Source organism: Cytobacillus gottheilii, from assembly GCF_900166665.1.
Taxonomy (GTDB): domain Bacteria; phylum Bacillota; class Bacilli; order Bacillales; family Cytobacillaceae; genus Cytobacillus; species Cytobacillus gottheilii_A.
Genome location: NZ_LT800494.1, coordinates 2,361,590 through 2,384,876, shown reverse-complemented (window position 1 = coordinate 2,384,876; position 23,287 = coordinate 2,361,590). Strand labels below are relative to the sequence as shown.

The window sequence follows — 23,287 nt, the reverse complement described above, 5'->3', positions numbered from 1 at the left end:
CCTAAATCGTAATAACTTCGAATCACTTATTACTACTCTATGTCCTCTATTTCTGATTCATTCACCAAATGATAGATTTCCTGAATTGATTCTGCCATTTTTAGGTTTATTTACTTGTCTAACATTGAAAAAGCATTATTTGGTGTAAAAAGGAATTTTCCTTAGTAATTATTTGAAGATGGCTTCTACCCGTATTTTTTCTGTCAGGAATGTGGTATGTTACTCTAGGTGATACCTATGATGATAATTAAAGAATTTATAGCCAATTTAGCGTTACTCGGTACTTTGCTTTTTCTATATTCTCAAGTAATCATGAAAAAGCCGCTTCATTTACATTCAGCAGTAAAAATGAAAATCATTGCCGGTCTCTCTGGCGGAGTGATCAGTATTGTATTAATGTTATTCAGCATTAACATTGGTGATCTGCTTGTTGATTTGCGTTTTATACCGACACTTTTGCTTGCTTTTTATGGAGGAGCAATTCCAGCCCTGATCTCAATGACTATGACCATTATATGCCGATTTATTATATCGACTGATGTCATTTCGGTATATGCTTTGATCATTAGTGTGACTGGGACCTTGTTTGGCATCTTTTTTTCTAGAGTAAAGATATCCGCTGTGTTGAGAATTTTATCCATCTACACATTTAACAATATGATCTTTTCAATCTTTTTTATTTATCTAAGTGAGGACACAGCCATTATAAAGGAAGTTCTCATTTTTTATTGGCTCATTTCTTATATCTCTACATTTTTAACGTTTTATTTGATACGATATATCCGTGAAAGCCAAGCTTTGTTTGCAAAATATAAGAATGATTCATTAACAGACAGCCTTACAGGTTTAAACAATGTGCGTAAATTTGATGAGGAATTTAACCGGTTTGTGCAGGATGTTAAGGATAGTGATCAGCAGCTATCCCTGCTTTATATTGATATCGATTATTTCAAGAAAATTAACGACACATACGGCCATAAAGAAGGCGACATCGTTTTGATTGAATTAGGGGCAAGATTGCAGAAGGCTACCAGAAGTTTCGATATTGTAAGCAGAAATGGCGGAGAGGAATTTACTGTCTTGCTATTGGATTGCCCCTCTGCCCGAGCTGTTGAAATTGCAGAACGAATTCGAGTCAGTGTTGAAAAAGATGCCTTCCTATTAAGTACAGGCAAACCTATTTATATTACCGTTTCAATTGGTGTAGCAAGCTATAGAGAAACAACTGATAATCCATCAATGTTAATCGATTATGCCGACACTGCCCTGTACCAAGCCAAACACGTAGGCCGAAATAGAGTCTGTGTGGCATCATAAAACTATTAAACCAGATCATATCAAGAGGCTGGGACATAAGTATTTAACACTCTCATAGAACCGAATGATTAGGAAGTCATCTTTCTAATCATTCGGTTTTTTTACGATTATAAAATGTGTTTTATTAGCATGAGTGAAATGGAGCGGAGGACCCTCGACTCCTGTGGGCAATAGAGGAAAAGGTGAGACCCCACAGGAGCTTGCTCCGAGGAGGCTCAGCTTCCTCCCCACGGAAAGCGAGGGTCCGCAGCGCAATGGAACGGACTTGTTTAAATACCCAAATCAAGATATTGAAAGTTCGTGTTTTAGAAAGATTTATTTCGCTTTGTCCCAGCCTCTTTTCCTACGATTAGTCAAGTGTTATTAATAAACTGTTTCTTTTTATTTTTTTATTTTGCGCACAAGAAATAAACCCCGGTCATTCATTTTTTTAAAATTGGGGGGATTTATAGTATAATATTTCTTATTGGTCCATAGAGACCGCGTACGAGTACTCGTACTTTATATTATTCCTGACCATGGAATAGATACATTTCAATAGCTTGTTCATGCAAGCTACAGTGGCAACCTTGTCCTTTTTGGAATTAGGTTGCTTTTTTAATTTATAATAATAATCTACGATATGATTGGGAGCTGCTTTCTGTTGACGAATCATGTTCCTAACAATTAAATATAAGACTTTTCTTCCCTTTGGATTCCCACGTTTATTGATATGATCCTGACCTGCATATTTACCAGATTGATATCTTCTGATATCAATCCCGATAAAGGCATTCACTTTTTTATGATTTGAAAAACGCGACAGATCGCCAATCTCTCCAATAAAGAGCGCTGCACTAATTTCACCAATACCTGGAAAGCTAATAAGTAATTCAAACTCTGAAAGCTGTCTCGCTTTCGCAATTAACTGTTCTGAAACTTTTTCCTTCTCTCTTAATAGATGAAGGAGTTGTCTGGCGTAATATTGAACTTTTTGAGTTTGAACACTGTTTGAGGAGACAGCCGGATACGAGTCGTGTGCATAGTCTGTAATTTGCCGGGCTTTTTCTTTGGCGCGGTTTTCTGATATCTTTTTGGTTGTACTTTTCATCAATAAATTCTTGATTTTCGTTATACTTGTCTGTAGTACTAAATCAGGATGTGGGAATAGTTCAATAAGTGTTAAGGCATATGGCGTAACTCTGCTTGAAAAAAATTGCTCAAGCTCTGGAAAACTTAGCTGAATCGCGTGATGCAAGTACATACGTGTACGTTTTATTTCAGCTTCAATTTCTTGATAAAAACGTGAAAGATCACGAAGATCATCGTATATTTCTGGTTGGTGTATTTTTCTAGGTCGACTAAACAATTGATGAACCTTTGCCAATTTATGAGCATCATGTTTGTCTGTTTTCCAACTTCTAAGAGTTCCTTGTTCTAATTGCTTTTTTGATTCAAGAGGGTTTAGTAAGCAATAGTTTAAATTATTTTTTTGACAAAAGGTTTCAATTGGTTTTGAATAAATCCCAGTTGATTCGAAAACGAGAATAGGTTGGTCGGGAAGGCTCCAAATTTCCTCAATTAATGTTTGAAAACCAATCTTATTATGAAGAATTTCTCCTTCTGAGAGGCATGTTTGACCGTCATATAAGACTTTATAACTTTTTCCCATTGAAATATCTAATGCCATTATCAATTCCAATATCTTATTCTCCCTTCTTATTATTTGTAAGATCTTCACTTATTCATTTCGATTCCAATTTCCTATACACGAGCTCATTGGCCCCAACATACTTAAATCTGATTCAAAAATGAAAGTGAAGAAGCTCAGTTTATGTTTCGGATTCGAGATCCCTGAGGCTGGTAGAGCTTTCTTACACTTCTCACTATATCTCAAAAAAGAAAAATAGTGGGTAAAGCCATCCGTCAATGGCCTTACCCACTAATCTTAGTATGTTTATGTTTTTTTTTCGAAGCAACGTTTCCTTCCAATATAGTAATTGTCACAAAATGTTCTAACCTCTGCCGATTCACCACTAGAATTTAACGGTATATTACTATATATAGATCCAAATAAACATAAACAAAGCATATATAGTATTGGAGGAGAAACAAAATTGAAGCAAGCGATTATGACGAACCGCACCCCATTTGAACAATACGAGCAATTAGCTCTTTCCTTTGAAGATATTGTCACAACCAAAAAACAAGATGTCATTCAGGAAAATGCCAATATGGATGGCCGCAGTCCGTGTGGAATGATGAACAAATTTGCCAGTGAAGCCTCAAAGTTTTATACAAAAACAGAACTGTTAAGTGACGAAGCTAAAGAAGCGATGAAGAATAATTTCATTTATCCACATGACCTCGATTATTATGCGACAGGTACAACAACCTGTGCACAAATTCCGCTTGGAAAGCTTTTGCAAAACGGCTTTCATACTGGCCATGGATCTATGAGAACACCTAGTGACATTACAAGTGCAATGGCATTAGCCACTATTGTTTTTCAGTCTAACCAGAATATGCAGCATGGCGGTCAGTCTATCCCTGCCTTTGATTACGACTTAGCTCCTTTTGTGAAAAGAACCTATTTAAAGATATTAAATCGCTTAAGCAGCTATCCCCTGCATTGGACGAATGAAGAAAAGAGCAAACAGGCATGGGCTGAAACTGAGCGGGCTACCTATCAGGCGTGTGAAGCTTTTATACATAATTTAAACAGCATGCATAGCAGAGGAGGCGGACAAACTCCTTTTACTTCTATTAACTATGGAACAGACACTTCAAAAGAAGGACGTCTGTTAATTAAAAATCTGCTTCTTGCCACGCAGGCAGGTTTGGGAAAAGGCGAGACTCCGATCTTCCCCATTCAAGTGTTTAAGCTAAAAAAAGGTGTTAACTTCTTTTCTAATGATCCAAACTACGATTTGTATGAATTAGCATTAGAAACGACAGCAAAACGGTTATTTCCAAATTTTTCATTCATTGATTCTCCCTTTAATCTTGCACATTATGATGGCACTCCCGAATCAGAGGTTTCCTATATGGGCTGCCGGACAAGAGTGATGAGCAACCGTCACGGCGCGGAAAATAGCGTTGGCAGAGGGAACTTGTCTTTTACAAGTCTCAATCTAGTGAAACTCGCTCTCGTTTCTACACATATGGCTGAATTTTATCACCTATTAAATGAATATAGTGAAATTGTCATTCGTCAGCTCTATGATCGCTATTTATTTCAAGCAAAAAAACAGGCGAGAGATTTTACCTTTCTTTATTCTCAGGGCGTTTGGCTAGGCGGTGAACAATTAAAGCCGGATGATACCTTGCAGGATATTCTAAAACAAGGCACTTTATCGCTTGGATTTATCGGCTTAGCTGAGTGTTTAAAAGCTTTAACTGGAAAACATCATGGTGAAGATGAGAACTCCTGGAAGCTCGGTTATGAAATCATCCAATTTTTGCGGAATAAGATGGATGATGCGGCTGAGAGATATGACATGAATTATAGTTTAATCGCAACTCCTGCTGAAGGATTAAGCGGCAAATTTGTACAGCAGGACCAGCTCCATTTTGGGGCTATAAAAGGTATAACAGACCGGGCTTATTATACAAATTCCTTTCATATTCCTGTTCACTATCCCATTAAGGCTATTGATAAAATTAGATTAGAAGGACCTTTCCATGAACTGTGCAATGCAGGCCATATATCTTATATTGAGCTTGATGGGGATGTAAGACGCAATCTAACTGCTTTAGATAGGCTAGTGAAAGCAATGGCAGCCCATCATGTTGGCTATGGCAGTATAAATCACCCTGTAGATCATTGCAAAGCTTGCGGATATAACGGTTTGATTAATGAAGAATGCCCAAGCTGTAAAAGCAGGGATGAAGAGGACTTTCATCGTATTCGCAGAATAACAGGTTATTTAGTTGGTGATATGAGCAAGTGGAATACGGCAAAAATGGAAGAGGAACGTAATCGCGTAAAGCACGGGGACAACAAATGAAGGTCATGAATATTTTGCATGATTCAGTAGTGGACGGCGAAGGATTACGCACGGTCATCTTTTTTGCCGGCTGCCCCCATCAATGCCCTGGATGTCATAATCCCGCCAGCTGGCATATGCAGAATGGAACCGACATGAGTGTTGAAGAAGTTGTCCAGGAAGCATTGAATCCTTTAACTGACATTACGTTAAGCGGCGGTGAACCATTTCTTCAGGCAAAAGAAGTAAAGCTTGTTGCGAAGAGACTTAAAAGTCTTGGTAAGCATATATGGGCATATACCGGGTATACACTTGCTGAGCTTCAGGAAAACGGCAGCAGCGACCAGCAGGAACTATTGTCCTATTGTGATGTATTGGTAGATGGCCGCTTTATGATCGAGCAAAAAGATATGACTCTCCCATTTAGAGGCAGTTCAAACCAATCTATTCATTACTTAACTTAATGGAAAGAGCCAGGGACATAAGTGTTTAACACAACCACAAAACTGAATGATTAGGAAGTGAATCTTTCTAATCATTCGGTTCTTTATTTGTTTAATATTTAATATTTCTAAACATGAGTGAAATGGAGCGGAGGACCCTCGACTCCTGCGGGCTGAAGAGCAAAGGGTAAGACCCCGCAGGAACGGAGTGACGAGGAGGCTCAGCTTGCTCCCCGCGGAAAGCGAGGGTCCGCAGCGCAGGTGGAACGGGCTTGTTTAAATACCCAAACCAGGATCATAAATATTCGTATTTTAGAAATATTAATTTCATTTTGTCCCAGCCTCTTATTGTTTTTTTATAGAGTAAAGAATCGATTAACAAATTCCTCTGAAACATCTTCCAGCTTCGTATACTGGTATTGAGGATTACGATCCTTATCGATCAATACCGAACGAATGCCTTCATAAAAATCACGATGCTTTAAAAAGTTTAAGGCCAATACATAATCTGTTTCAAAACATTCGCGGACTGTTTTTGCTTTTCCGTCTCTTAACTGTTTTAAGCTCACCTTCAACGATACAGGTGACTTCGACAATAGGATCTTTAACGTCTCTGCCGCAAATTCGCTAGAAGCATTTTCTAATGAAGACACAATCTCTTCAACAGTGTCATAGCGGAAATGACTATTAATCTCTTCTTCCCTTTCCTTTAAGAGACTTTTTTCTGTTGGTGTCTTGCTGTATTTCTTGATCATCTCTCCAACTTGAGATGCTTCCTTCCATTCAAATGCTTCGATTTCCTGTAAAAAGAGCGGGATATCTTCACTGCTCATAAAGGCATCTCCTGCATGAATATATAAAACATCTGCGGCATGAATACTTGAGCCTGTTAATGCAAGGTATGCTCCGATCTGACCTGGAGCTTTGTTAAGAAAATAGGCGGCAGCTACGTCAGGGAAAAAGCCGATATTCATCTCCGGCATTGCCCATTTTGTCCTCTCCGTCACAATTCGATGTGAGGCTCCATTCGAAAGCCCAACACCGCCGCCCATCACAATGCCGTCTAATATCGCTATAATCGGCTTTTGATATTGATAGATAAAGAGATCAAGCATATATTCCAATTCAAAGAAATGGCATGCACGTTCAAATGCAATTTCACTTGATTGTGCTTCATATAATGTTTTAATATCTCCGCCAGCACAAAAGCCTTTCGTTCCTTCCCCTTTCATGACAATTACTTTAACTGCATCATCTGATTGCCACTTGGTTAATTTTTCACTAATAATCGAAATCATTTCATAGGAAAGCGAATTAATCGCCTTAGGACGATTGAGTGTTAATGTTGCTACACCATTTCCCTTCACTTCCGCAATAACAACGTCTGACATTGGAATCCTCCTCGTATAAACATGATCCATGCTGCTTTTCTCATTTCTTTGTTCTATGGATGTAAAACCTGGTTTCATCTTAACATGGTTTATAACCGGTGACTCTCCTTAAAACCATATGTTCATATTTTAGTAACAATAGGTCTTAGCAATAAATTCCCCTGAAAGAAGTCCAGGGGAATTCATGATAATGTAAAGTTTCAATTAGACTGCTCTTAAAACCAACGTTCCGTAACCACTTTTTTCCTCGTATAAAATTGTACTCCATCCTTGCCATTTGTACCTAGATCTCCGTAAAATGATGCCTTGTTGCCCGCAAACGAGAAAAAGGCCATGGGTGCTGGTACATTGACATTAACACCGATCATGCCGGCATCAATAGAGTTGCGGAAGATTTGTGCACTTTTTCCGCTAGATGTATATATCACTGCACCGTTTGCAAACTTTGATTGGTTTGTCAGCTCTATTCCTTCTTGTAAATCTTTTATTCTGACAATGCTTAACACAGGCGCAAAAATTTCATCCTGCCATATTTTCATGTCTGTTGTGACATGATCAAAAAGGGTTGCTCCAACATAATAGCCTTCCGCTTTTTTGCTGTCTTCCCTGCCATCAACAAGAAGCTTAGCTCCTTCCGATATGCCGCTATAAATATAGCTTAACACACGTTCCTTATGCGATTCGCGAATAAGCGGTCCAACAAAATGCTCCTCATTTGTCCCTTCTCCTGCTGTTAATTTCCGTGTTTCCTCTGTTAGTAGAGCAACAAATTCATCCGCAATATCCTCGGTTACCGCGACAACAGAACAAGCCATACAGCGTTCGCCGCTGCTGCCGAATGCTGCACCAATCACACCTTGAACGGTTTTTTCCAGGTTACAGTCACCTAGAACAACGCCATGGTTTTTAGCTCCCGCCAAAGCCTGCACTCTTTTTCCATTGGCAGACCCTTTTTCATACACATATTTCGCAACAGGCTCAGAGCCCACAAATGAAACCGCCGCAATTTGCGGATTGTCCAGTATGCCGTTGACAACATCCTTACCGCCATGAACTAAATTTAATACGCCCTTTGGGAAGCCGGATGCATAAAATAAATCTACTAATCTTTCAGCAAGAACAGGCGTACGTTCTGATACTTTTAAGACAAATGTGTTTCCGCATGCAATCGCGAGCGGGTACATCCATAATGGCACCATCATCGGGAAATTAAAAGGAGTAATACCTGCGACGACACCGAGCGGGTAGCGCCAAATTGACCCATCAATTCCTTCTGCAATATTCGGAAGTGCATCTCCCATCATCAGATTAGGCGCTGACACAGCAAGCTCCACCACTTCAATGCCGCGCTGAACTTCTCCGCGTGCATCTTTTAGAGTTTTCCCGTTTTCAGCTGTGATGATCTGTGCCAGCTCCTCTTTATGCGATTGCAGCAGCTCTAAATATTTATATAAATAGCGAGCTCGATTCGGCACGGGCACCTTTGACCAGGAGGTATAGGCAGTTTGCGCTGCTTGCACAGCCCGGTTTACATCCTCCTCTGTTGAAAGAGGCACATAAGCAATGATTTTACCAGTTGCAGGGTTTGGAACAGATTCTGTTGCTTCACCTAAAGATTCTACCCATTCTCCGTTAATATGATTTTTCATTTTTTTAACATCTGTATGAATCATACGAGCCGTTCCTCCTCTTTGTTTGAGCTGTTGCGATCCTGAATCATTTTATAAACGATGGACATATCCAGATCTCCATAACCCTCAGTATCAGCTTCTTGATATTTGGCCAAAAGCTCTTTTGAAAGGGGCAGTTCTACTTGCTGCTGTTCAGACAGCTCCATCGCAAATTGTAAATCCTTAATCAGCAGTTTCAGAGTAAAACCTGGATTATAATCATCTTTAGCAATGAAAGATTCGTAATTTCGTTCGTATATGCGGCTCTGGCCATAGCTTACATTTAATACTTCAAAAAGCTGCTTTAAATCCAGTCCGCTCTTCTCAGCAAGCGTTAACGCCTCTGCCACACCCCAAGTGTAATAGCCAATCAACAGATTGTTCATCAGCTTTGTGATCGTTCCGCTATCCACTTGTTCACTAATATGAAAAATGTTTTCTCCCATTGCTTTCATCACGGGAGATGCCTGTTCGAAGACGGATTTTGAGCCGCCTGCCATAAAAGTCAGTGTTTTATTGACTGCCCCGACAACTCCTCCGCTTACTGGCGCAGCTAAAAAATGACCATTTTTCTCCTTTATGGCTTTTTCTATTTTTTGATGAAGCTCTGGTGAAATCGTACTTGTATCGACAAAAATACATTCCTTTGTGCTGTTTTCGATCAGACCATGGTCAGCAAAATAAACCGCTTCTGCTGCCTTATTTGAGGGCAGACTGGTGAAAATCACTTCGCAAATTCCTGATAATTCTTCAACGGGAACTCCAATCTTGCCGCCAAGCTTTTGAAAAGCCTCTTCAGCTTTTTCGTTAATATCAGATCCATAAACATCATAACCTGCTTTTACTAAATTGCTGCTCATGGGCATCCCCATATTACCCAGTCCAATAAATCCTATTTTTTTCATAACCAGACCTCCATCCTTTAAAAAAGCTATACATACACGCTAATCATTCAATAAACGGGTTAATATTGACCTTTTTGCAGGAGAACTTGTGCGATTTTTCTTTTTTGGATAATAGAATGGCTTCGTGTTGGGACACGAATGGCTGAGAGCTCATTCAATTTTTCTTCTCTCTCCATCTCGTTTTCATATGAACAAGCGATCATCACAGCTGCCTCAGAAGCTATTTTATAAAAGCCTTCTTCACAAATCGTTTCTGATAATAGCTGTATAAACTCATGATCTTGATATTTAAGACTTCGTCTATAGGAAGAATCCATTACATATAGTTCAGTTGTCATGTCAGCAAGCATTCTCATTACCTCTTGCTCAACCTGTTTTGGCTGCATTTTATTGGTAAGCGCTTTCAAAACTTTGTCGAATAATGTGACCGCTCCGACTATATAGCCCTCTTGTCTAGTCAATTTCTCTTTCTTTTTCAAATCGGTCATAGACTGAGGCAAGGAAGTTCTTTTTAATGCATTTTTCGCAATGGTTAGCCTGTTGATTTCATTCGTACCTTCAAAAATCCGGCTGATTCTAGCATCACGATAAAGTGCTTCCACTGTATAGTCTTTCATATAGCCATTGCCGCCATGAATTTGGACAGCTTCATCGACGTTTCTGGCCAATGCTTCAGAAGCATACACTTTACAAATGGAAGCCTCAAGTGCAAAACCTGAAACAAGTGAATTAAAGTCTGCAGCTGAATCTTTACTACTTAACACCTCATCAATATAGCCTGCGGTCCGATATGAAACACTTTCTGCTCCAAAAATAGCAAGCGCCATATTGGCCAGCTTCTCTTGAATCATATGAAACTCGCTAATGCTTTTTCCAAATTGCTGCCGTTCTCCCGCATATTGAATCGCCAGCTGCAGTGCTTGCTTTGCTGTCCCAACATTTGCAAAAGACAGCTTTAAACGCGCTAAGTTTAGAATGTTTAATGCTACAAGATGGCCTTTTCCAATTTCACTCAGTACATTTTCGGAAGGAACATGGCAATCCTCTAGTATTAGGGTTGCTGTAGAAGATCCTTTAATGCCCATCTTTTCTTCTTCTGCACCAATCGACACGCCTGTAAAATCTCGATCAACGATAAACGCGGTCATCCCACGGTCCGTTTTCGCAAATACGAGAAAAACATCCGCGACATTCGCATTTGTAATCCATTGTTTCTCCCCATTGATGACCCAGCTGCCGTCATCCAATTGTTTCGCTGTTGTTTTAGCGTTTAAAGCATCAGATCCTGCATTTGATTCGGTCAGTGCATATGCGCCAATCCATTCACCCGAACCTAGTTTAGGCAAATACTTTTGCTTTTGCTCTTCTGTTCCATAGTATATATACGGAAGTGTGCCCACACCGGCATGAATGTTAAATGAAACACTGAATGAACCCGCCCAGCCCAGCTTTTCTGCGACAACGCCGGAAATACTTTTATCTAATTGAAAGCCTCCATAGTCTTCAGGTATTTCGATGCTCAATAAGCCAAGCTCACCTGCTTTACGGAATAAATCTACTACTTCAGCATGCTGCTGTTTTTCAATATCATCCATTTTAGGTTTCACTTCATTTTTCACAAAAAGTTCTGCTGTTTTTGCAATAAGAGCATCATCATCTGTAAAGTCTTCTGGGGTAAAAGGAGCATGAATGCTATCGTAAAATAGAAAAGGAGTGTGTGACACCATATTTGCTTTATCCATTCTCAAGAACCTCCAATCAGGAAAGAGAGATGAGAAATACCGTTAAAATGGTATTCTCATATCTCCTCTCAATCATTTCGAGATTATATTACTGTCCTTTATTTAGCACCGTTTTGGCCAGTTCTTTGTCCATCTCTTCAAATTTATAATAAGAGATGGTTTCATACAATTCGCTTCGAGTTTGCATGTTTTCAAGAGCTTCTTTCTGGCTTCCGGTATCTTTTATAAGCGAAAAGACGTTTTCATATGCTTTAGCTGCGACCCGCAAAGAGGTAACAGGGTAAATGACCATCTTATAGCCCATTTGTGCAAAGTCTTCTGCTGAATAATATGGTGTTTTTCCAAATTCGGTCATATTGGCAAGCAGCGGAACCGACAGCTGTGCCGCAAACTGTCTAAACTCTTCTTCTGATTGCAAAGCTTCTGGAAAAATAGCATCTGCTCCTGCCTCGGCATATGCTTTAGCCCGCTCTAACGCGGCATCCATTCCTTCAACACCGCGTGCATCTGTTCTGGCAACCACATAAAGAGTCGGTGCAGTTTCCTTAATCACTTTGATCTTTTGCACCATTTCCTCTGTTGTGGTCAATTGTTTCCCATTAAGGTGTCCGCACTTTTTTGGAAGCTGCTGGTCTTCAATTTGCACAGCCGCGACATGAGCTTCTGCCATCTCCCTTGCTGTTCTAGCTGTATTCAAAACTCCGCCAAAGCCGGTGTCAATATCTACAAGCAATGGCAGATTTGTTGCCCGTATAATATCTCTTGCTCTGTCCGCTACTTCTGTTGAAGTGACAATCCCTAAATCAGGAAGTCCTTTACTCGCGGTATAGGCTGCTCCCGATAAGTAAAGAGCATTAAATCCAGTATTCTTTGCAATTAACGCAGCCATTGCATCATGTGCACCGGGAATTTGCACGATATTTGCGTTGTCAACAAGCTTGCGAAAAGCATCCGCCAGCTCTGCTTGTGTTAAAGGCTGATCTACAATCCATGCCATGTTCTGTCCTCCTTTTACACTATTTTTCTTTCAATCTCTAATCAATTTATTTTATCGGACAAATAGCTCAACAAATTCATTGACGTTCATTTTTGCAAGAGATGACTTGTCAAAACAAGCCTTTTCAATCTTTTCCTGCTGCTCTTCACTGTAATAAGACTTTAAATTGTCAGTGAACTTTTGAATGACCTTTGGAAGTGCTTCCTCTCTGCGGAAACGATGTCCTAATGGATATTCACTTGTCAGTTTTTCAGTCGCAGTACCATCTTTAAAATGAACCTGAACCGAATTAGCGATTGAGCGCTTGTTCGGATCTAAGTAATCAACACTGAATTGCTTATCCTCAGTGACAACCATTTTGTCTCGAAGCTGATCAACCTCAGGCTCTGCTGCTGTCGCATCCTCATAGTGTTCTGCGGTAATATGCCCTTTTAACAGGCCGATTGCCGTAATATATTGCAGACAGTGATCACGGTCAGCAGGATTATGAAGCGGTCCTTTTTTATCAATAATGCGGATCGCTGATTCATGTGTAATAATATCGATTTTATCAATTTCATCTAAACGATCCTTAACAATCGGATGCAGCTTCACTGCACATTCTGCAGCTGTTTGCGCATGGAATTCTGCCGGGAATGAAACCTTAAACAATACATGCTCCATGACATAAGACTCCAGCTCACGGGCAAGTGTTAATTCTTTTGTGTTAAAAAGAACATCCTGGAAGCCCCAGCCTGGTGCGGATAATGCCGATGGATAGCCCATTTCACCTTTTTTTGCCATTAGAGCGAAATGAACGCCGCGGCTTGTTGCATCTCCTGCAGCCCATGATTTTCTTGATCCGGTATTTGGTGCATGACGATAGGTTCTAAGAGCAGCGTTATCAATCCATGCATTTGATAATGCATTGATAATCTCCTGTCTTGTACAGCCAATCATTTTCGCCGCAACAGCCGTTGTAGCAATTTTTACAAACATTACATGGTCAAGACCGACGCGATTTAAGCTGTTTTCCAATGCAAGCACACCTTGAATTTCATGTGCCTTGATCATCATTTCTAATACATCCTGAACGGTAAATGGATCTTTACCTTCTTCAATATTGACTCTGCTCAAATAGTCGGCAACAGCAAGAATGCCTCCCAGGTTATCGGATGGATGTCCCCACTCTGCTGCAAGCCATGTATCGTTGTAATCCAGCCATCTGATCATACAGCCAATATTAAACGCACCACTAACGGGATCTAATACATAGGAAGTTCCCGGTACTCTTGTGCCATTCGGAACAACCGTTCCCGGCACGACTGGTCCCAGAAGTTTCGTGCATTCCTGATAGTTGAGAGCAAGAATTCCACAGCCCAATGTATCAAGCAATACATAATGTGCAGTCTGGTAAGCCTCTTCACTTGTAATCTCCTTGTCAATCACATAATCAGCAATTTGCTCCAGCAAACGATCTGTTTTCGTTTCATTTGTCACTTTTAGCAATGGTCATCTTTCCTTTCTTATTCATTTCAGCTATAGTTAAAAGGTGTGTTTGGCAGAACACGCACTTTTTCGGCGGACGGCGTTTAAACAACTCCCCAGTTGTACTATTGATTTAACAGATGCCGTTCGCCTACATAATGAACTCTTGGTCTGAATAATTTATTGTTTTCATGCTGCTCAATCACATGTGCACATAACCCTACAGTTCTTGAGCTAAAAAAGATCGGTGTATATAGTGGAATTGGAATCCCAAGCATCCAATATACCGGTGCCGCATAGTAATCAAGATTTGGGAAAATTCCTTTTTCCCGCTCCATTACTTTTTCCCCGGCCTCACACATTTGATAAAGGGTGTCATCGCCTTGTTCATCACAAAGCTCCTTTAACGCTTTTTTCATAAGCAATGCCCGCGGATCCATCTTTTTCATATACACTCGGTGGCCAAAGCCCATAATTTTCTCTTTCTTTTCCAATTTCGACTGAAGAAGTGCTTCAAATTCTGCTGGTGTTTTAGCGTCTAGCAGCATATACATGACTGCTTCATTGGCGCCGCCATGCAAGTTTCCTTTCAGTGAAGACACCGCGCCGGTTAGGGCACCATATAAATCTGATTTAGTGGAAGCAATGACTCTGGCAGTAAATGTGGAGTTTGGCATTTCATGCTCACTATAGAGGACAAGTGATTGATCAAAAATGCGTTCTTCTAAGGATGTAGGTACTTTTCCTGTCAGCATATAATAAAAGTTTGCGCTATACGACAATTCTTCAAGCGGTGCAACTGGTTCCTTATTCTGAAGAATATGATAGCTGTTCGCCACAATGTTTGGCATATGGCCAAGCAGTTTGTAGGCTTTTCTTTTATTGGCTTCTGCTGATGAATCGTCAATATCACGATCAAAGCCAGCCAGTGCAGAAATTCCCGTTCGAAGCCCATCCATCGGGTGAGTTTCTTTAGGCAGCAGTTTAAATATGTCGTTGATTGCTGAGGGGATTTGATATTCATCCTGCAGCTGTTTGGCTAGCTTACCTTTTTCCGCAGGAGTTGGCAGTGCATCTTCCAATAACAAATGTACGATATCCAGGTATTCTTTCGACTCTGAAAGCTGAATTAAATCATAGCCTTTAATGACAATCTCGCCTAACTTCGTATCAAGTAGAGAAATACGTGTTTCTGCTGCTGCGACACCATCTAAACCTGGAGAGTAAATTACTTCATTGCTCATATTTCATCCTCCATTCCCTATATCGTTTTAGTGAAAGCCCTTACAAAATTATTTAAAAAAATAGCTTTTTCTACAATATTTTCAGTTTTCACTTTGATGCTTTCACCTATGATAACTGGTGGAAAACATACTTAAACAAGGTAATAAAGTGTTTAAATGACTAGTGCACATCCCTCCTAGCTTATGTATAAAGTGATCATAAAGCTTGAGTATACAGAATAATAAGGATGATCTTACCTATTATTCAATTTTCCATTTTAAAGATAACAAATAATTTAAAAATTTACAATTGTTTTTGTTGGGGAAAAATTCTATTTACTCTGTTCTAGACGAAGAATTGAAACAGAAAAAATACAAAGCAAGTCATTTATAAAGATTATTCTAAAATTAAGACTGATATAAATTAAAATGCGATCTAAAACGCGCGTATTCAATTTCATAGGGTGATAATTAAACAAGCCCGCTTCATTTCACTCAATTAAAAAATATTTTAAGATAACTTATAAAAACCGAATGATGTTGAGATAAAACAAAATTTATTGTTTATAAAACACGAATATTCAATATCTCGATTTGGGTATTCAAACAAGTCCGTTCCATTTCGCTGCGGACCCTCGCTTTCCGTGGGGAGGAAGCTGAGCCTCCTCGAAGCAAAGCTTCTGCGGGGTCTCACCTTTTCCTCTATTGCCCACTGGAGTCGAGGGTCCTCCGCTCCATTTCACTCATGTTAAAAAATATTTTAAGATAGCAGATAAAAAACCGAATAGTTAGGAAGATAAAATTCCTAACTATTCGGTTCTATGGTCGTGTTAAATACTTATGTCGGATCCTTCTTCTATCTATCTTATGTTTCATAGCTCTGTGGTTTTCAATTTAGTTTCCTATAGTAGAAGATATTAAGTTACTCCAGAATAGACCTCTATCTTCTGCATGTTTATATTCATCGCTGAATATGTCCACACCTTGCTTTTCACTTAGAAGAGTAACTCTATTAAATGGAATTTGTTGCGAATTGTAAGATATAATCAATTCAACTCTATTAATCATTTTCGCACCATTTTTTTCCCTGTTACACCACCTATAACCGCTCCAACACCGCCTGCTAAGACACCACCTACAACCGCTCTTCCAACAGCACTGCTTAAAGATGATTGGTAAGCTACAGTGTCATCTATAACAAGTTCCACTTTTGTTATTTCATGGTAGTACCTACCGTTGTACCCATCTCCGTATACGCAAAACATTCCGTTAGACCTGTCATGAATAATAAAGTGATTACCTGCCGAATAGTATTCTCCGTAGTAATCTACGATGGAGTGTTCCTTCAGAAACACGTTCAAACCATCCTTGACTTTCTTTCTTTCAGTTGCTGATATAATTGCACCAATAATTGAACCGATTATTGATAGAATAAACATGATAACTACTACAACAACGATTCCAGCTACTAGTGTGATCTTCCTCCTAGCCGCAAGAATTCGTCAATTATTCCATTTATTATATCAACTTGCGGCTTACTTAATCGTTTAATTTTTTCTATCATTAATTCATCGTCGACCTTATTCCCTGCAACTTGTCTCTCTAGTAGTTCTATATATGACATATCGAAAACCTCTGCAAGCTTATGAAGTGTTTCATCACTCGCCTCATGTTCACCTCTCTCTATCTTTGCAATAGTTGAGTTAGATGTCCCTATCTTATTTGCTAATATTCTTTGACTAGAAAAACCTTTAGACTCCCTTAGTTCCTTAAGGTACTTTCCAAATTCTAAACGATGATGACTCATTTTAGCACTTTCCCTTCCCCTTGATTTTATACGTATGATTTTATAGTTAAATTGCATTGCACTTGGGTTAAATAAATATAACATGGATAAAAAAATTTTCCTTTGAATCATTTTGCTATTTATTATATTAGTGCACAACTACAATATAATCAGCGTCATTTAAATTTATATAATCTTCAAATTGGTACTCTCTTTTCTAATGATTAAAATAATCCGCTTTCCTTTTTGATATAAAGAATTAAACTTAATACCCATAATAAAGACATAATGGCTGTAGTGTAAAGCTAATTCTCTGATATTCACTATTAAAAACATGCATCTTATACTTCATATACTGATACAAATTCACTTCAAAATTACTCAATAAAAAACTCAGTCCCCGAATCGAGAACTGAGTTCCATTTACATTTTAGAAAGCCGCCTTTGCCGTAATAAAGTATAAGAAAGTTTTAAACCACCACTTCTCAAAGTGGGTGTTCGCAAAAACGATCCTGCGTGTCCTCCTTGTCGTATAGACAGAGGCTTGTCATTCCTGTTTTGATTTTAAACTCCCTATTACAGCTTAAAGGTTAAAACTTAATTATGATTACGTACAATGCAGCTTAGTTCTTATAATAAAGCATGCAAAGAGAAATATCAATGGAAAAATTAGTATTTAGGTAGTTTTTGTTATTTAGATATAACGATTTCTTGTAAGGCTCTTATTATCTTACCTCTGTGTTCTGATTCCCAAATCCTGCGGTCGACTGGTTTCGGGAATTAAAATGTTATTCTGATTCCTGAAATCCTTGCATGGAATTGGATTCGGGATTTACAAGTTATTCTGATTCCTGAAATCCTTGCGGGGAACTGGTTTCGGGATTTACAATGTTATTCTGATTCCTGAAATCCTTGCGGGGAACTGGTTTCGGGAATACCAGAGTTCCAACAAAAATCCTCCGATCTCCTATCTTAAAACTTTCTTTTTTTCGCCAGTGGTTCCACAAATCGGTCCATCACCCATTTCACAAGCAGCCATGACCATTTTCGGCTAAAGGACAAATGTTTCTGATAAATGACATTATATTCGATATACTGTTTTGCACCGCGTTTTCTTTTAAATATACTTGCACCGGCACTTCTGTGTCCGATATATCCGTGATCGAGGATCTCTTTGGTGATCAAATATGAAAGCATTCGATATAAGCCTAGTTGTTTCCCTATTTTAGTGTTGTATCCCAAAATAGGTGTTGTCAATACATAACTAACGGTAAAATAGCCAATGACACCAACAACTTCCTCATTTTTAATCCATTTAAAATGCATCAAGTTTTTCTTCATAATTTCGTTAAAGTATCTCACATTAAATTGCGGATTATGCTGGGAGTATTTCTGAATATAAAGCTGACGATAAAGTTCACAAGCGCAAGGTGCGTACCCCTCTATATTCGTTGGTGTCTCTCCCACCTGCAGCATATACTTTGCAAACAAAGAGGCATCTTGCCGCAGCAATTTCTTCTCTTTTCCTGACAAGATGCTTCCAGCGTCTTCATTCATCAAATAAATCGAACGGGACATGATTTTTTCATAACCCGCTTCACGAAAATTTCTCATCATGGAAGCATGCAGCCTGTTATTAAGAGAGCGAAACATGATGGTATGCTTTGGAAAAGCCTCTGTTAAACACGCCGTTAGCTCATTCATTTGCTGTGATGTAAGCTGTGCAGAATATAAATTAGTCGATAAGAGCCAATTGTTCACAATCACCACTTTATTAAACGAGCTTTTTCTTAGGAATAATCCTAATATGTTGATGATCTTTTCAAAAATATACTCTAAGGGCTTATTGCCTAGCTCCCAAAGCTCTTCTTTTGCATAAGAAATATAATGAGTATAGGGAGAACAAATATACGAATTTTCATATTGGCTATCATTTTTGGTGATCGGCAAAAGCAGATGATCTATTCTAATAAAATATAAATTTGTTTTCACATTTTCAATATAATGTTGCACTCCATCTCTTACAAGATGTTCAAAATATGCCTGTATGTAGGCTCCATTTTTAATGTCACTCCAAGGGATCTGGTCAAACGTATGTTGATCATATAGTCTTACGATCATGATTTTTCTTGTAGTCTGCTTTCAATTCGTTTGCGTTTAATATGAGAAGGAGTTTCAGCATATATTTGGAAAATCAGCTGGGGACGATGAAGCTGCAATGTATCATATAACGCCAATAAATTTTTCTTCACTTCTTGTTCCATTCCCGCTTGATCACCTTTACCCTTAATCAAGATGATGATTTTATCCAAGTGAAACTGCACCATTTTATATTCAGTGATCTGCTCGTGTGCTGTCATGACGGCTCTTCTTAAAAAGTCTGGAAAGATCGGCAGCTTCTCTCCGCTGTCTGTTTGAATTCCATAAAAAAGATCATCGCTGCGACCATCTATTCGCTCAACGGCCATAAATGGAGATCCGCACGAACAGGCTGTTTTCTTTTCTACTAATAAATCATCAAGCTGATAGCGAATAATCGGCTGAGATGTTCGTGTGAAATCAGTAATGACTGGCATGAACATGCCTTTTTCTTTATCTACATACTGTTTATGGATACAAACAATATCTTCATTGAAATGAATGGTTCCATGACTGCATGTGGCTGCCAAAAAGCCTTCTGTACATTGATAAACATTATGAAGCTTTTGCTGAAATACTTTTTCAATATAACGCTGATCGATCTCTTCCAGTACTTCTGCAACAGATATCATTTTTTGAGGAGCCAATTCAATGTCACTTTGCTTCTGCCAGTCAGCGATCATTCTTAGCATGGATGGCGGTCCAACAACTATAGAAGGTTTTAAATCATTTAATCTCTTTTTATGAGATTCTAAGGAATCCAGAAGATCAAAAAAATGAAAAGAAATTCGTCCTTCTCCTGCTGCTTCATATAAATTATTGTTTGCTCTCAGGAAAAAAGCAATTGAATGCTTTCTGAAAATGGAGGAAGGCAGCAATTTTGCGAGGATGGTCCCACTCCATATGGCTCTTTCCTGATCAGATATTAAAAATAATCCCCTGTTTCCGCTTGTACCAGAGGATAACCCGATGGAAACATCTCTGATTTTTGGTGAAAAGTTTCTCGTCTCTTCTGCCTCCATTGCAACATTAAACGCTTCGTTGGCATTAATATTGACCGTGTTAAATGTATCAAAATGTTCCATCATGATTGTTTTATCTATAATCGGCAGTTCATCCCACCGATTTTCATTTATTTCTTTTTGGTACGGCTTCAGTAAGTCAGCGTAAAACGGTGATTTTTGCTGGACGAACTGCAGCTGAGCTTTAATCTTTCTATTTTGGTATGCCAATAAATCTGCTCTTGAACGAAAGGTTCTTCTTTTTGTTTTCATATATTGCTTTAAAATCGGCCATTTATTCATAAATTTCACCTTTTTGAATTTTGTTCCATGTCACCTGACAATGAGTGGGCAGGATATCGATGTCAGGATGTGTGTGCATTAAAGAATGCAGCCGCTGGATATGATGGACATAGGCTCTTTTATCAGCAATCAAAAGATTCGCCATAATATGCGGGTAAACCAGTTTTTCATAAGCCCTGCTGCTCCAGACTGCATCTGCGCATAAAAACAAGACTTTTCCGCTTTTTAACCTAATAAATATGCCAAACTGTCCGATGGCATGTCCTGTTAAATCAACAGCAACAATTGAAACGTCATCATCAATAACAGTGAATCCTTCATGAAAATCGCCTAGGTTCGATAATGCAACTGGCTGTTGATCATCTATAAAACGGACGCGGCTTTTGAAATCGGCCGGAAGCAAATCGAGCAGACACCCTTTAGTTAATGCCCGAAGCTTACTGTTGTTTTCAATATCTTCATACCCTTTACGAAAAGTAATAATTTCCGCTTGCGGAAAATCCTTTAACCCGGCTGTATGATCCCCATGAAAATGTGAAAGGATGATGGTTGTGATCTCATCTGGAGTAATGCCGTCCGCTGCAAGCTGATTTACAATTGCCTGTTCCTCTGAAAAAAAGACAGGTGTCAGCTTTCTGTAGAGAGAATAAGGAAACTTTTCAGTTGCAGATAAAAACCGTTGTGCATAGCCTGTATCAAATAAAATATATCCTTTTGTTTCATGTTTAATAAGTGCAACTGTTGCTGGAAATTTAACAGGTTTGAGACCCGCCTTGGGATGGACGATTTTTTCAGGATGTGTGCAATAGCCGCATTCATATAATTTAACCCATTCAATTGCCATTGTTTTCTTTCCACCATTCTGCAAAATGTAGCATGCCTTCTTCAATGCTGACTCTCGGCTTATACCCTAACTCTTCCTTCGCTCTTTCAATATTCAAAGTCTGGCTTTTTGAAAGCACACTGACTGTATACCTTGTTAAAATAGGTTCACGCCCGCGCAAAAGGTGTTTTGAGATAAACTCGAGCCATTTCGCTAACGAAAAGGCTGTCTTTTCTGATATCTTTTTATAGCGAACTGGTTTTCCAAGCTGCTCCATTACCTTTTCAATCATTTCATATAAATCAACATTAACACCATTCGTAATATTATATTTTTGGCCAAGTGTGTGTTCACCAGATTTCAAGCACAAAAGAAGAGCATCGACGACATTTTCAACATATGTGATGTCTACCTCCACTTTTTCATTTCCTATTATTGGAAGTGCTCCCTTTTCGCAAACTCTTATAAGCCGCGGCAGAATTGCTTGATCTCCAGGTCCAAAGATCGCTCTTGGTCGAATCGTAATCACAGGTAACCCATTACGGAATGCCTGATCAATCTCTTCCTCTGCTAAAAACTTTGTTTGTGCGTATTCATTCACAAATGCTGCTGGGAGAACATCGTCTTCTTTTACATTTTTTCTTTCATCATAATAAAAATAAATACTTGGGGTAGAGACATAAACCAGGCGTTTCACTCTATGTGTTTGACAGGCTTCGATGATATGCCTTGTTCCCATGACATTCGCTTGATAAAAATCTTCATATTTTCCCCAAGGTGAAGAAAGAGCTCCACAATGGAAAACGTAATCTGCATGCTGGCAGGCATCGAGCACCTCTTCGCGATTCGAAAGTTCCACGTGTTTAAACAATACACCGCTCTTCTGCAAGGCTGCTCCAGCTTGTTTATTCCGGCCCAGACCAATTACTTCATATCCCATCTGTACTAATCTCACAACAAGCTTTTGACCAAGAAAACCCGTCGCTCCAGTTACGAGCATCTTCAAAAATCTTCACCATCCCAGCATATATCGTAGGTTGATTGTGTTAATACACTCACAGAATTTTTCCTGCTATCTCTCCATATATGTAATAAACTGATATATTGATAGAAAAACGGCTTGATATCCTTCATAAGAAAAACGGTATCGGGTGAGGTAAAAAATGCTTTCAACCATTTTTTACAATCTCTTGTTTTTTTTATATTTGTATATCCGTATAAAAGCATGGCAGCACTGATTGCAAATTTTGTCTCTTTCTTCGGGTAAAGAACTTTATTTTGTTTGGCCAGCAGATAGTCTACAAGCTCTTTTCCAAAAAGATGAATGCCGCTTGTCGTGCGCGGATTGCATTCAATCGGAATGGCTTGATTGCTCTCATTTACAATAAAATCAAAGGAAATTTGGCCTGTATAATGCAATTTATCCACAATGAATTGAACAAAGTTCTCTATATCCGCTCTTGATTCATGCTGAAAATGGATCGACGCACCCTCACCGGCCGTATATTCAGCTTTATAAACAGAATGCAAAACAACTTTTCCTTCTTTTGCAATGGAGTATGAACAATACTGAATTCCTGTCAGCTTTTCTTGGATGATCCATGCATGAGCATCTTCAAACAAAGTATGTGGAATGTCTTCAGTACTTTTTCCAAAGATCACATGATCCGAAAAACGTGAGAATTTACGCTTCACAACAAAACCGTTTACCAATTGACTATATTGTTCGGCTGCTTTATTTGTTAATTCACAAGTCTGCGGAGCTGGCAGCCCGCAGTTGTTCGCAAGCTGAATAAACGAATTTTTATTATGCAGAACCTCCAAATGCTGAAAACCTCCTGCAAAAACTGGGCACTTTAGTTCCTTTTCTTTTTTAGATAAGTAGAACGTTTCCTCACATGTAGGGATTATACAGTCAATTTTATAGGTTAATATGATCTCATTTAGTTTGCTGATATAAGTATTCGTTTCGAACTTCGCTGAAGGCAGAAGAATAAATTTCTTTAATGAGTTCGAGGCTTTTGTAAGTGAATAAGGATCACTATCTGCTCCATACACATTCAGTCCAGCGTCATTTAACAATCTGCATAGGTGCAGAGCGGCGGGTGATCT

18 protein-coding genes and 1 other RNA gene are annotated in these 23,287 nt (G+C 39.0%); 3 read left to right on the top strand and 16 right to left on the bottom strand.

What is annotated here, in order from left to right; genetic code table 11:
* Positions 1-237 precede the first annotated feature (237 nt).
* Complete coding sequence (locus B7E07_RS11790; RefSeq protein ID WP_257391441.1) at positions 238-1,317, top strand: GGDEF domain-containing protein; 1,080 nt, start codon at positions 238-240, stop codon at positions 1,315-1,317.
* Positions 1,318-1,780: 463 nt separating this feature from the next.
* Here the strand turns inward: B7E07_RS11790 and B7E07_RS11785 are convergent, their stop codons facing one another.
* Positions 1,781-2,998, bottom strand: a complete 1,218-nt coding sequence (locus B7E07_RS11785) for an IS110 family RNA-guided transposase (protein WP_139785623.1) — start codon at positions 2,996-2,998, stop codon at positions 1,781-1,783.
* 430 nt (positions 2,999-3,428) lie between these two features.
* Here B7E07_RS11785 and B7E07_RS11780 point away from each other — a divergent pair, with 430 nt between their 5' ends.
* Both B7E07_RS11780 and nrdG read left to right on the top strand, forming a co-directional pair.
* On the top strand, positions 3,429-5,306 hold the full coding sequence (locus B7E07_RS11780; protein WP_139785727.1) for an anaerobic ribonucleoside triphosphate reductase: 1,878 nt from the start codon (positions 3,429-3,431) through the stop codon (positions 5,304-5,306).
* Positions 5,303-5,749: an anaerobic ribonucleoside-triphosphate reductase activating protein gene (gene nrdG, locus B7E07_RS11775; protein ID WP_080846047.1), complete on the top strand. Its 447-nt coding sequence runs from the start codon at positions 5,303-5,305 to the stop codon at positions 5,747-5,749. Before B7E07_RS11780 ends, nrdG begins: the two co-directional genes overlap by 4 nt.
* A 335-nt stretch (positions 5,750-6,084) precedes the next feature.
* On the opposite strand, the gene B7E07_RS11770 is transcribed toward nrdG, so the two are convergent.
* The 15 genes from B7E07_RS11770 to B7E07_RS11700 all read right to left on the bottom strand — a co-directional run.
* A complete protein-coding gene (locus B7E07_RS11770; RefSeq protein WP_080846046.1) occupies positions 6,085-7,119 on the bottom strand; it encodes an enoyl-CoA hydratase/isomerase family protein in 1,035 nt (344 codons plus the stop codon).
* Between the two features lie 215 nt (positions 7,120-7,334).
* Positions 7,335-8,792: a CoA-acylating methylmalonate-semialdehyde dehydrogenase gene (locus tag B7E07_RS11765; RefSeq protein ID WP_080846045.1), complete on the bottom strand. Its 1,458-nt coding sequence runs from the start codon at positions 8,790-8,792 to the stop codon at positions 7,335-7,337.
* Entirely contained in the window at positions 8,789-9,694 is a 906-nt protein-coding gene (locus B7E07_RS11760) for an NAD(P)-dependent oxidoreductase (RefSeq protein ID WP_080846044.1), read from the bottom strand. Before B7E07_RS11760 ends, B7E07_RS11765 begins: the two co-directional genes overlap by 4 nt.
* A 59-nt stretch (positions 9,695-9,753) precedes the next feature.
* The gene (locus tag B7E07_RS11755; protein WP_080846043.1) at positions 9,754-11,436 is read right to left on the bottom strand and encodes an acyl-CoA dehydrogenase family protein; all 1,683 of its coding nucleotides are present in this window, start codon (positions 11,434-11,436) and stop codon (positions 9,754-9,756) included.
* Positions 11,437-11,524: 88 nt separating this feature from the next.
* Positions 11,525-12,433: a methylisocitrate lyase gene (gene prpB, locus B7E07_RS11750; protein ID WP_080846042.1), complete on the bottom strand. Its 909-nt coding sequence runs from the start codon at positions 12,431-12,433 to the stop codon at positions 11,525-11,527.
* Positions 12,434-12,484: 51 nt separating this feature from the next.
* A complete protein-coding gene (locus tag B7E07_RS11745) occupies positions 12,485-13,912 on the bottom strand; it encodes a bifunctional 2-methylcitrate dehydratase/aconitate hydratase (protein WP_373886072.1) in 1,428 nt (475 codons plus the stop codon).
* A gap of 113 nt (positions 13,913-14,025) precedes the next feature.
* A complete protein-coding gene (gene mmgD / locus B7E07_RS11740) occupies positions 14,026-15,144 on the bottom strand; it encodes a citrate synthase (RefSeq protein ID WP_080846040.1) in 1,119 nt (372 codons plus the stop codon).
* A 1,043-nt stretch (positions 15,145-16,187) separates the two neighbouring features.
* Positions 16,188-16,562: a hypothetical protein gene (locus tag B7E07_RS11735; RefSeq protein ID WP_139785622.1), complete on the bottom strand. Its 375-nt coding sequence runs from the start codon at positions 16,560-16,562 to the stop codon at positions 16,188-16,190.
* 29 nt (positions 16,563-16,591) lie between these two features.
* Positions 16,592-16,930 (bottom strand): helix-turn-helix domain-containing protein, encoded by a 339-nt coding sequence (locus tag B7E07_RS11730; protein WP_176215184.1) that lies wholly within the window; start codon positions 16,928-16,930, stop codon positions 16,592-16,594.
* A 410-nt stretch (positions 16,931-17,340) separates the two neighbouring features.
* A non-coding RNA gene (gene ssrS, locus B7E07_RS11725) (6S RNA) lies at positions 17,341-17,537 on the bottom strand.
* 344 nt (positions 17,538-17,881) lie between these two features.
* Complete coding sequence (locus tag B7E07_RS11720; RefSeq protein WP_080846038.1) at positions 17,882-19,030, bottom strand: hypothetical protein; 1,149 nt, start codon at positions 19,028-19,030, stop codon at positions 17,882-17,884.
* Positions 19,027-20,352 carry a F390 synthetase-related protein gene (locus B7E07_RS11715; RefSeq protein ID WP_080846037.1) on the bottom strand — a complete coding sequence of 442 codons (1,326 nt, stop codon included), beginning with the start codon at positions 20,350-20,352 and terminating at the stop codon, positions 19,027-19,029. Before B7E07_RS11715 ends, B7E07_RS11720 begins: the two co-directional genes overlap by 4 nt.
* Entirely contained in the window at positions 20,345-21,196 is an 852-nt protein-coding gene (locus B7E07_RS11710; protein ID WP_080846036.1) for an MBL fold metallo-hydrolase, read from the bottom strand. Before B7E07_RS11710 ends, B7E07_RS11715 begins: the two co-directional genes overlap by 8 nt.
* Positions 21,186-22,181 (bottom strand): NAD-dependent epimerase/dehydratase family protein, encoded by a 996-nt coding sequence (locus tag B7E07_RS11705; RefSeq protein ID WP_080846035.1) that lies wholly within the window; start codon positions 22,179-22,181, stop codon positions 21,186-21,188. The genes B7E07_RS11710 and B7E07_RS11705 overlap by 11 nt, the downstream gene beginning before the upstream one ends.
* Positions 22,178-23,287 (bottom strand): ATP-grasp domain-containing protein (locus B7E07_RS11700; RefSeq protein ID WP_080846034.1); only part of this gene is annotated, 1,110 nt, incomplete at its 5' end. The genes B7E07_RS11700 and B7E07_RS11705, both read right to left, overlap by 4 nt.

What these genes read in the sequence shown, in the direction of transcription:
- B7E07_RS11790 (WP_257391441.1), top strand. Translation starts at nt 238, where the DNA reads ATGATGATAATTAAAGAATTTATAGCCAATTTAGCGTTACTCGGTACT.
- B7E07_RS11780 (WP_139785727.1), top strand. Translation starts at nt 3,429, where the DNA reads ATGACGAACCGCACCCCATTTGAACAATACGAGCAATTAGCTCTTTCC.
- nrdG (WP_080846047.1), top strand. Translation starts at nt 5,303, where the DNA reads ATGAAGGTCATGAATATTTTGCATGATTCAGTAGTGGACGGCGAAGGA.
- B7E07_RS11770 (WP_080846046.1), bottom strand. Translation starts at nt 7,119, where the DNA reads ATGTCAGACGTTGTTATTGCGGAAGTGAAGGGAAATGGTGTAGCAACA.
- B7E07_RS11765 (WP_080846045.1), bottom strand. Translation starts at nt 8,792, where the DNA reads ATGATTCATACAGATGTTAAAAAAATGAAAAATCATATTAACGGAGAA.
- B7E07_RS11760 (WP_080846044.1), bottom strand. Translation starts at nt 9,694, where the DNA reads ATGAAAAAAATAGGATTTATTGGACTGGGTAATATGGGGATGCCCATG.
- B7E07_RS11755 (WP_080846043.1), bottom strand. Translation starts at nt 11,436, where the DNA reads ATGGATAAAGCAAATATGGTGTCACACACTCCTTTTCTATTTTACGAT.
- prpB (WP_080846042.1), bottom strand. Translation starts at nt 12,433, where the DNA reads ATGGCATGGATTGTAGATCAGCCTTTAACACAAGCAGAGCTGGCGGAT.
- mmgD (WP_080846040.1), bottom strand. Translation starts at nt 15,144, where the DNA reads ATGAGCAATGAAGTAATTTACTCTCCAGGTTTAGATGGTGTCGCAGCA.
- B7E07_RS11735 (WP_139785622.1), bottom strand. Translation starts at nt 16,562, where the DNA reads ATGTTTATTCTATCAATAATCGGTTCAATTATTGGTGCAATTATATCA.
- B7E07_RS11730 (WP_176215184.1), bottom strand. Translation starts at nt 16,930, where the DNA reads ATGAGTCATCATCGTTTAGAATTTGGAAAGTACCTTAAGGAACTAAGG.
- B7E07_RS11720 (WP_080846038.1), bottom strand. Translation starts at nt 19,030, where the DNA reads ATGATCGTAAGACTATATGATCAACATACGTTTGACCAGATCCCTTGG.
- B7E07_RS11715 (WP_080846037.1), bottom strand. Translation starts at nt 20,352, where the DNA reads ATGAATAAATGGCCGATTTTAAAGCAATATATGAAAACAAAAAGAAGA.
- B7E07_RS11710 (WP_080846036.1), bottom strand. Translation starts at nt 21,196, where the DNA reads ATGGCAATTGAATGGGTTAAATTATATGAATGCGGCTATTGCACACAT.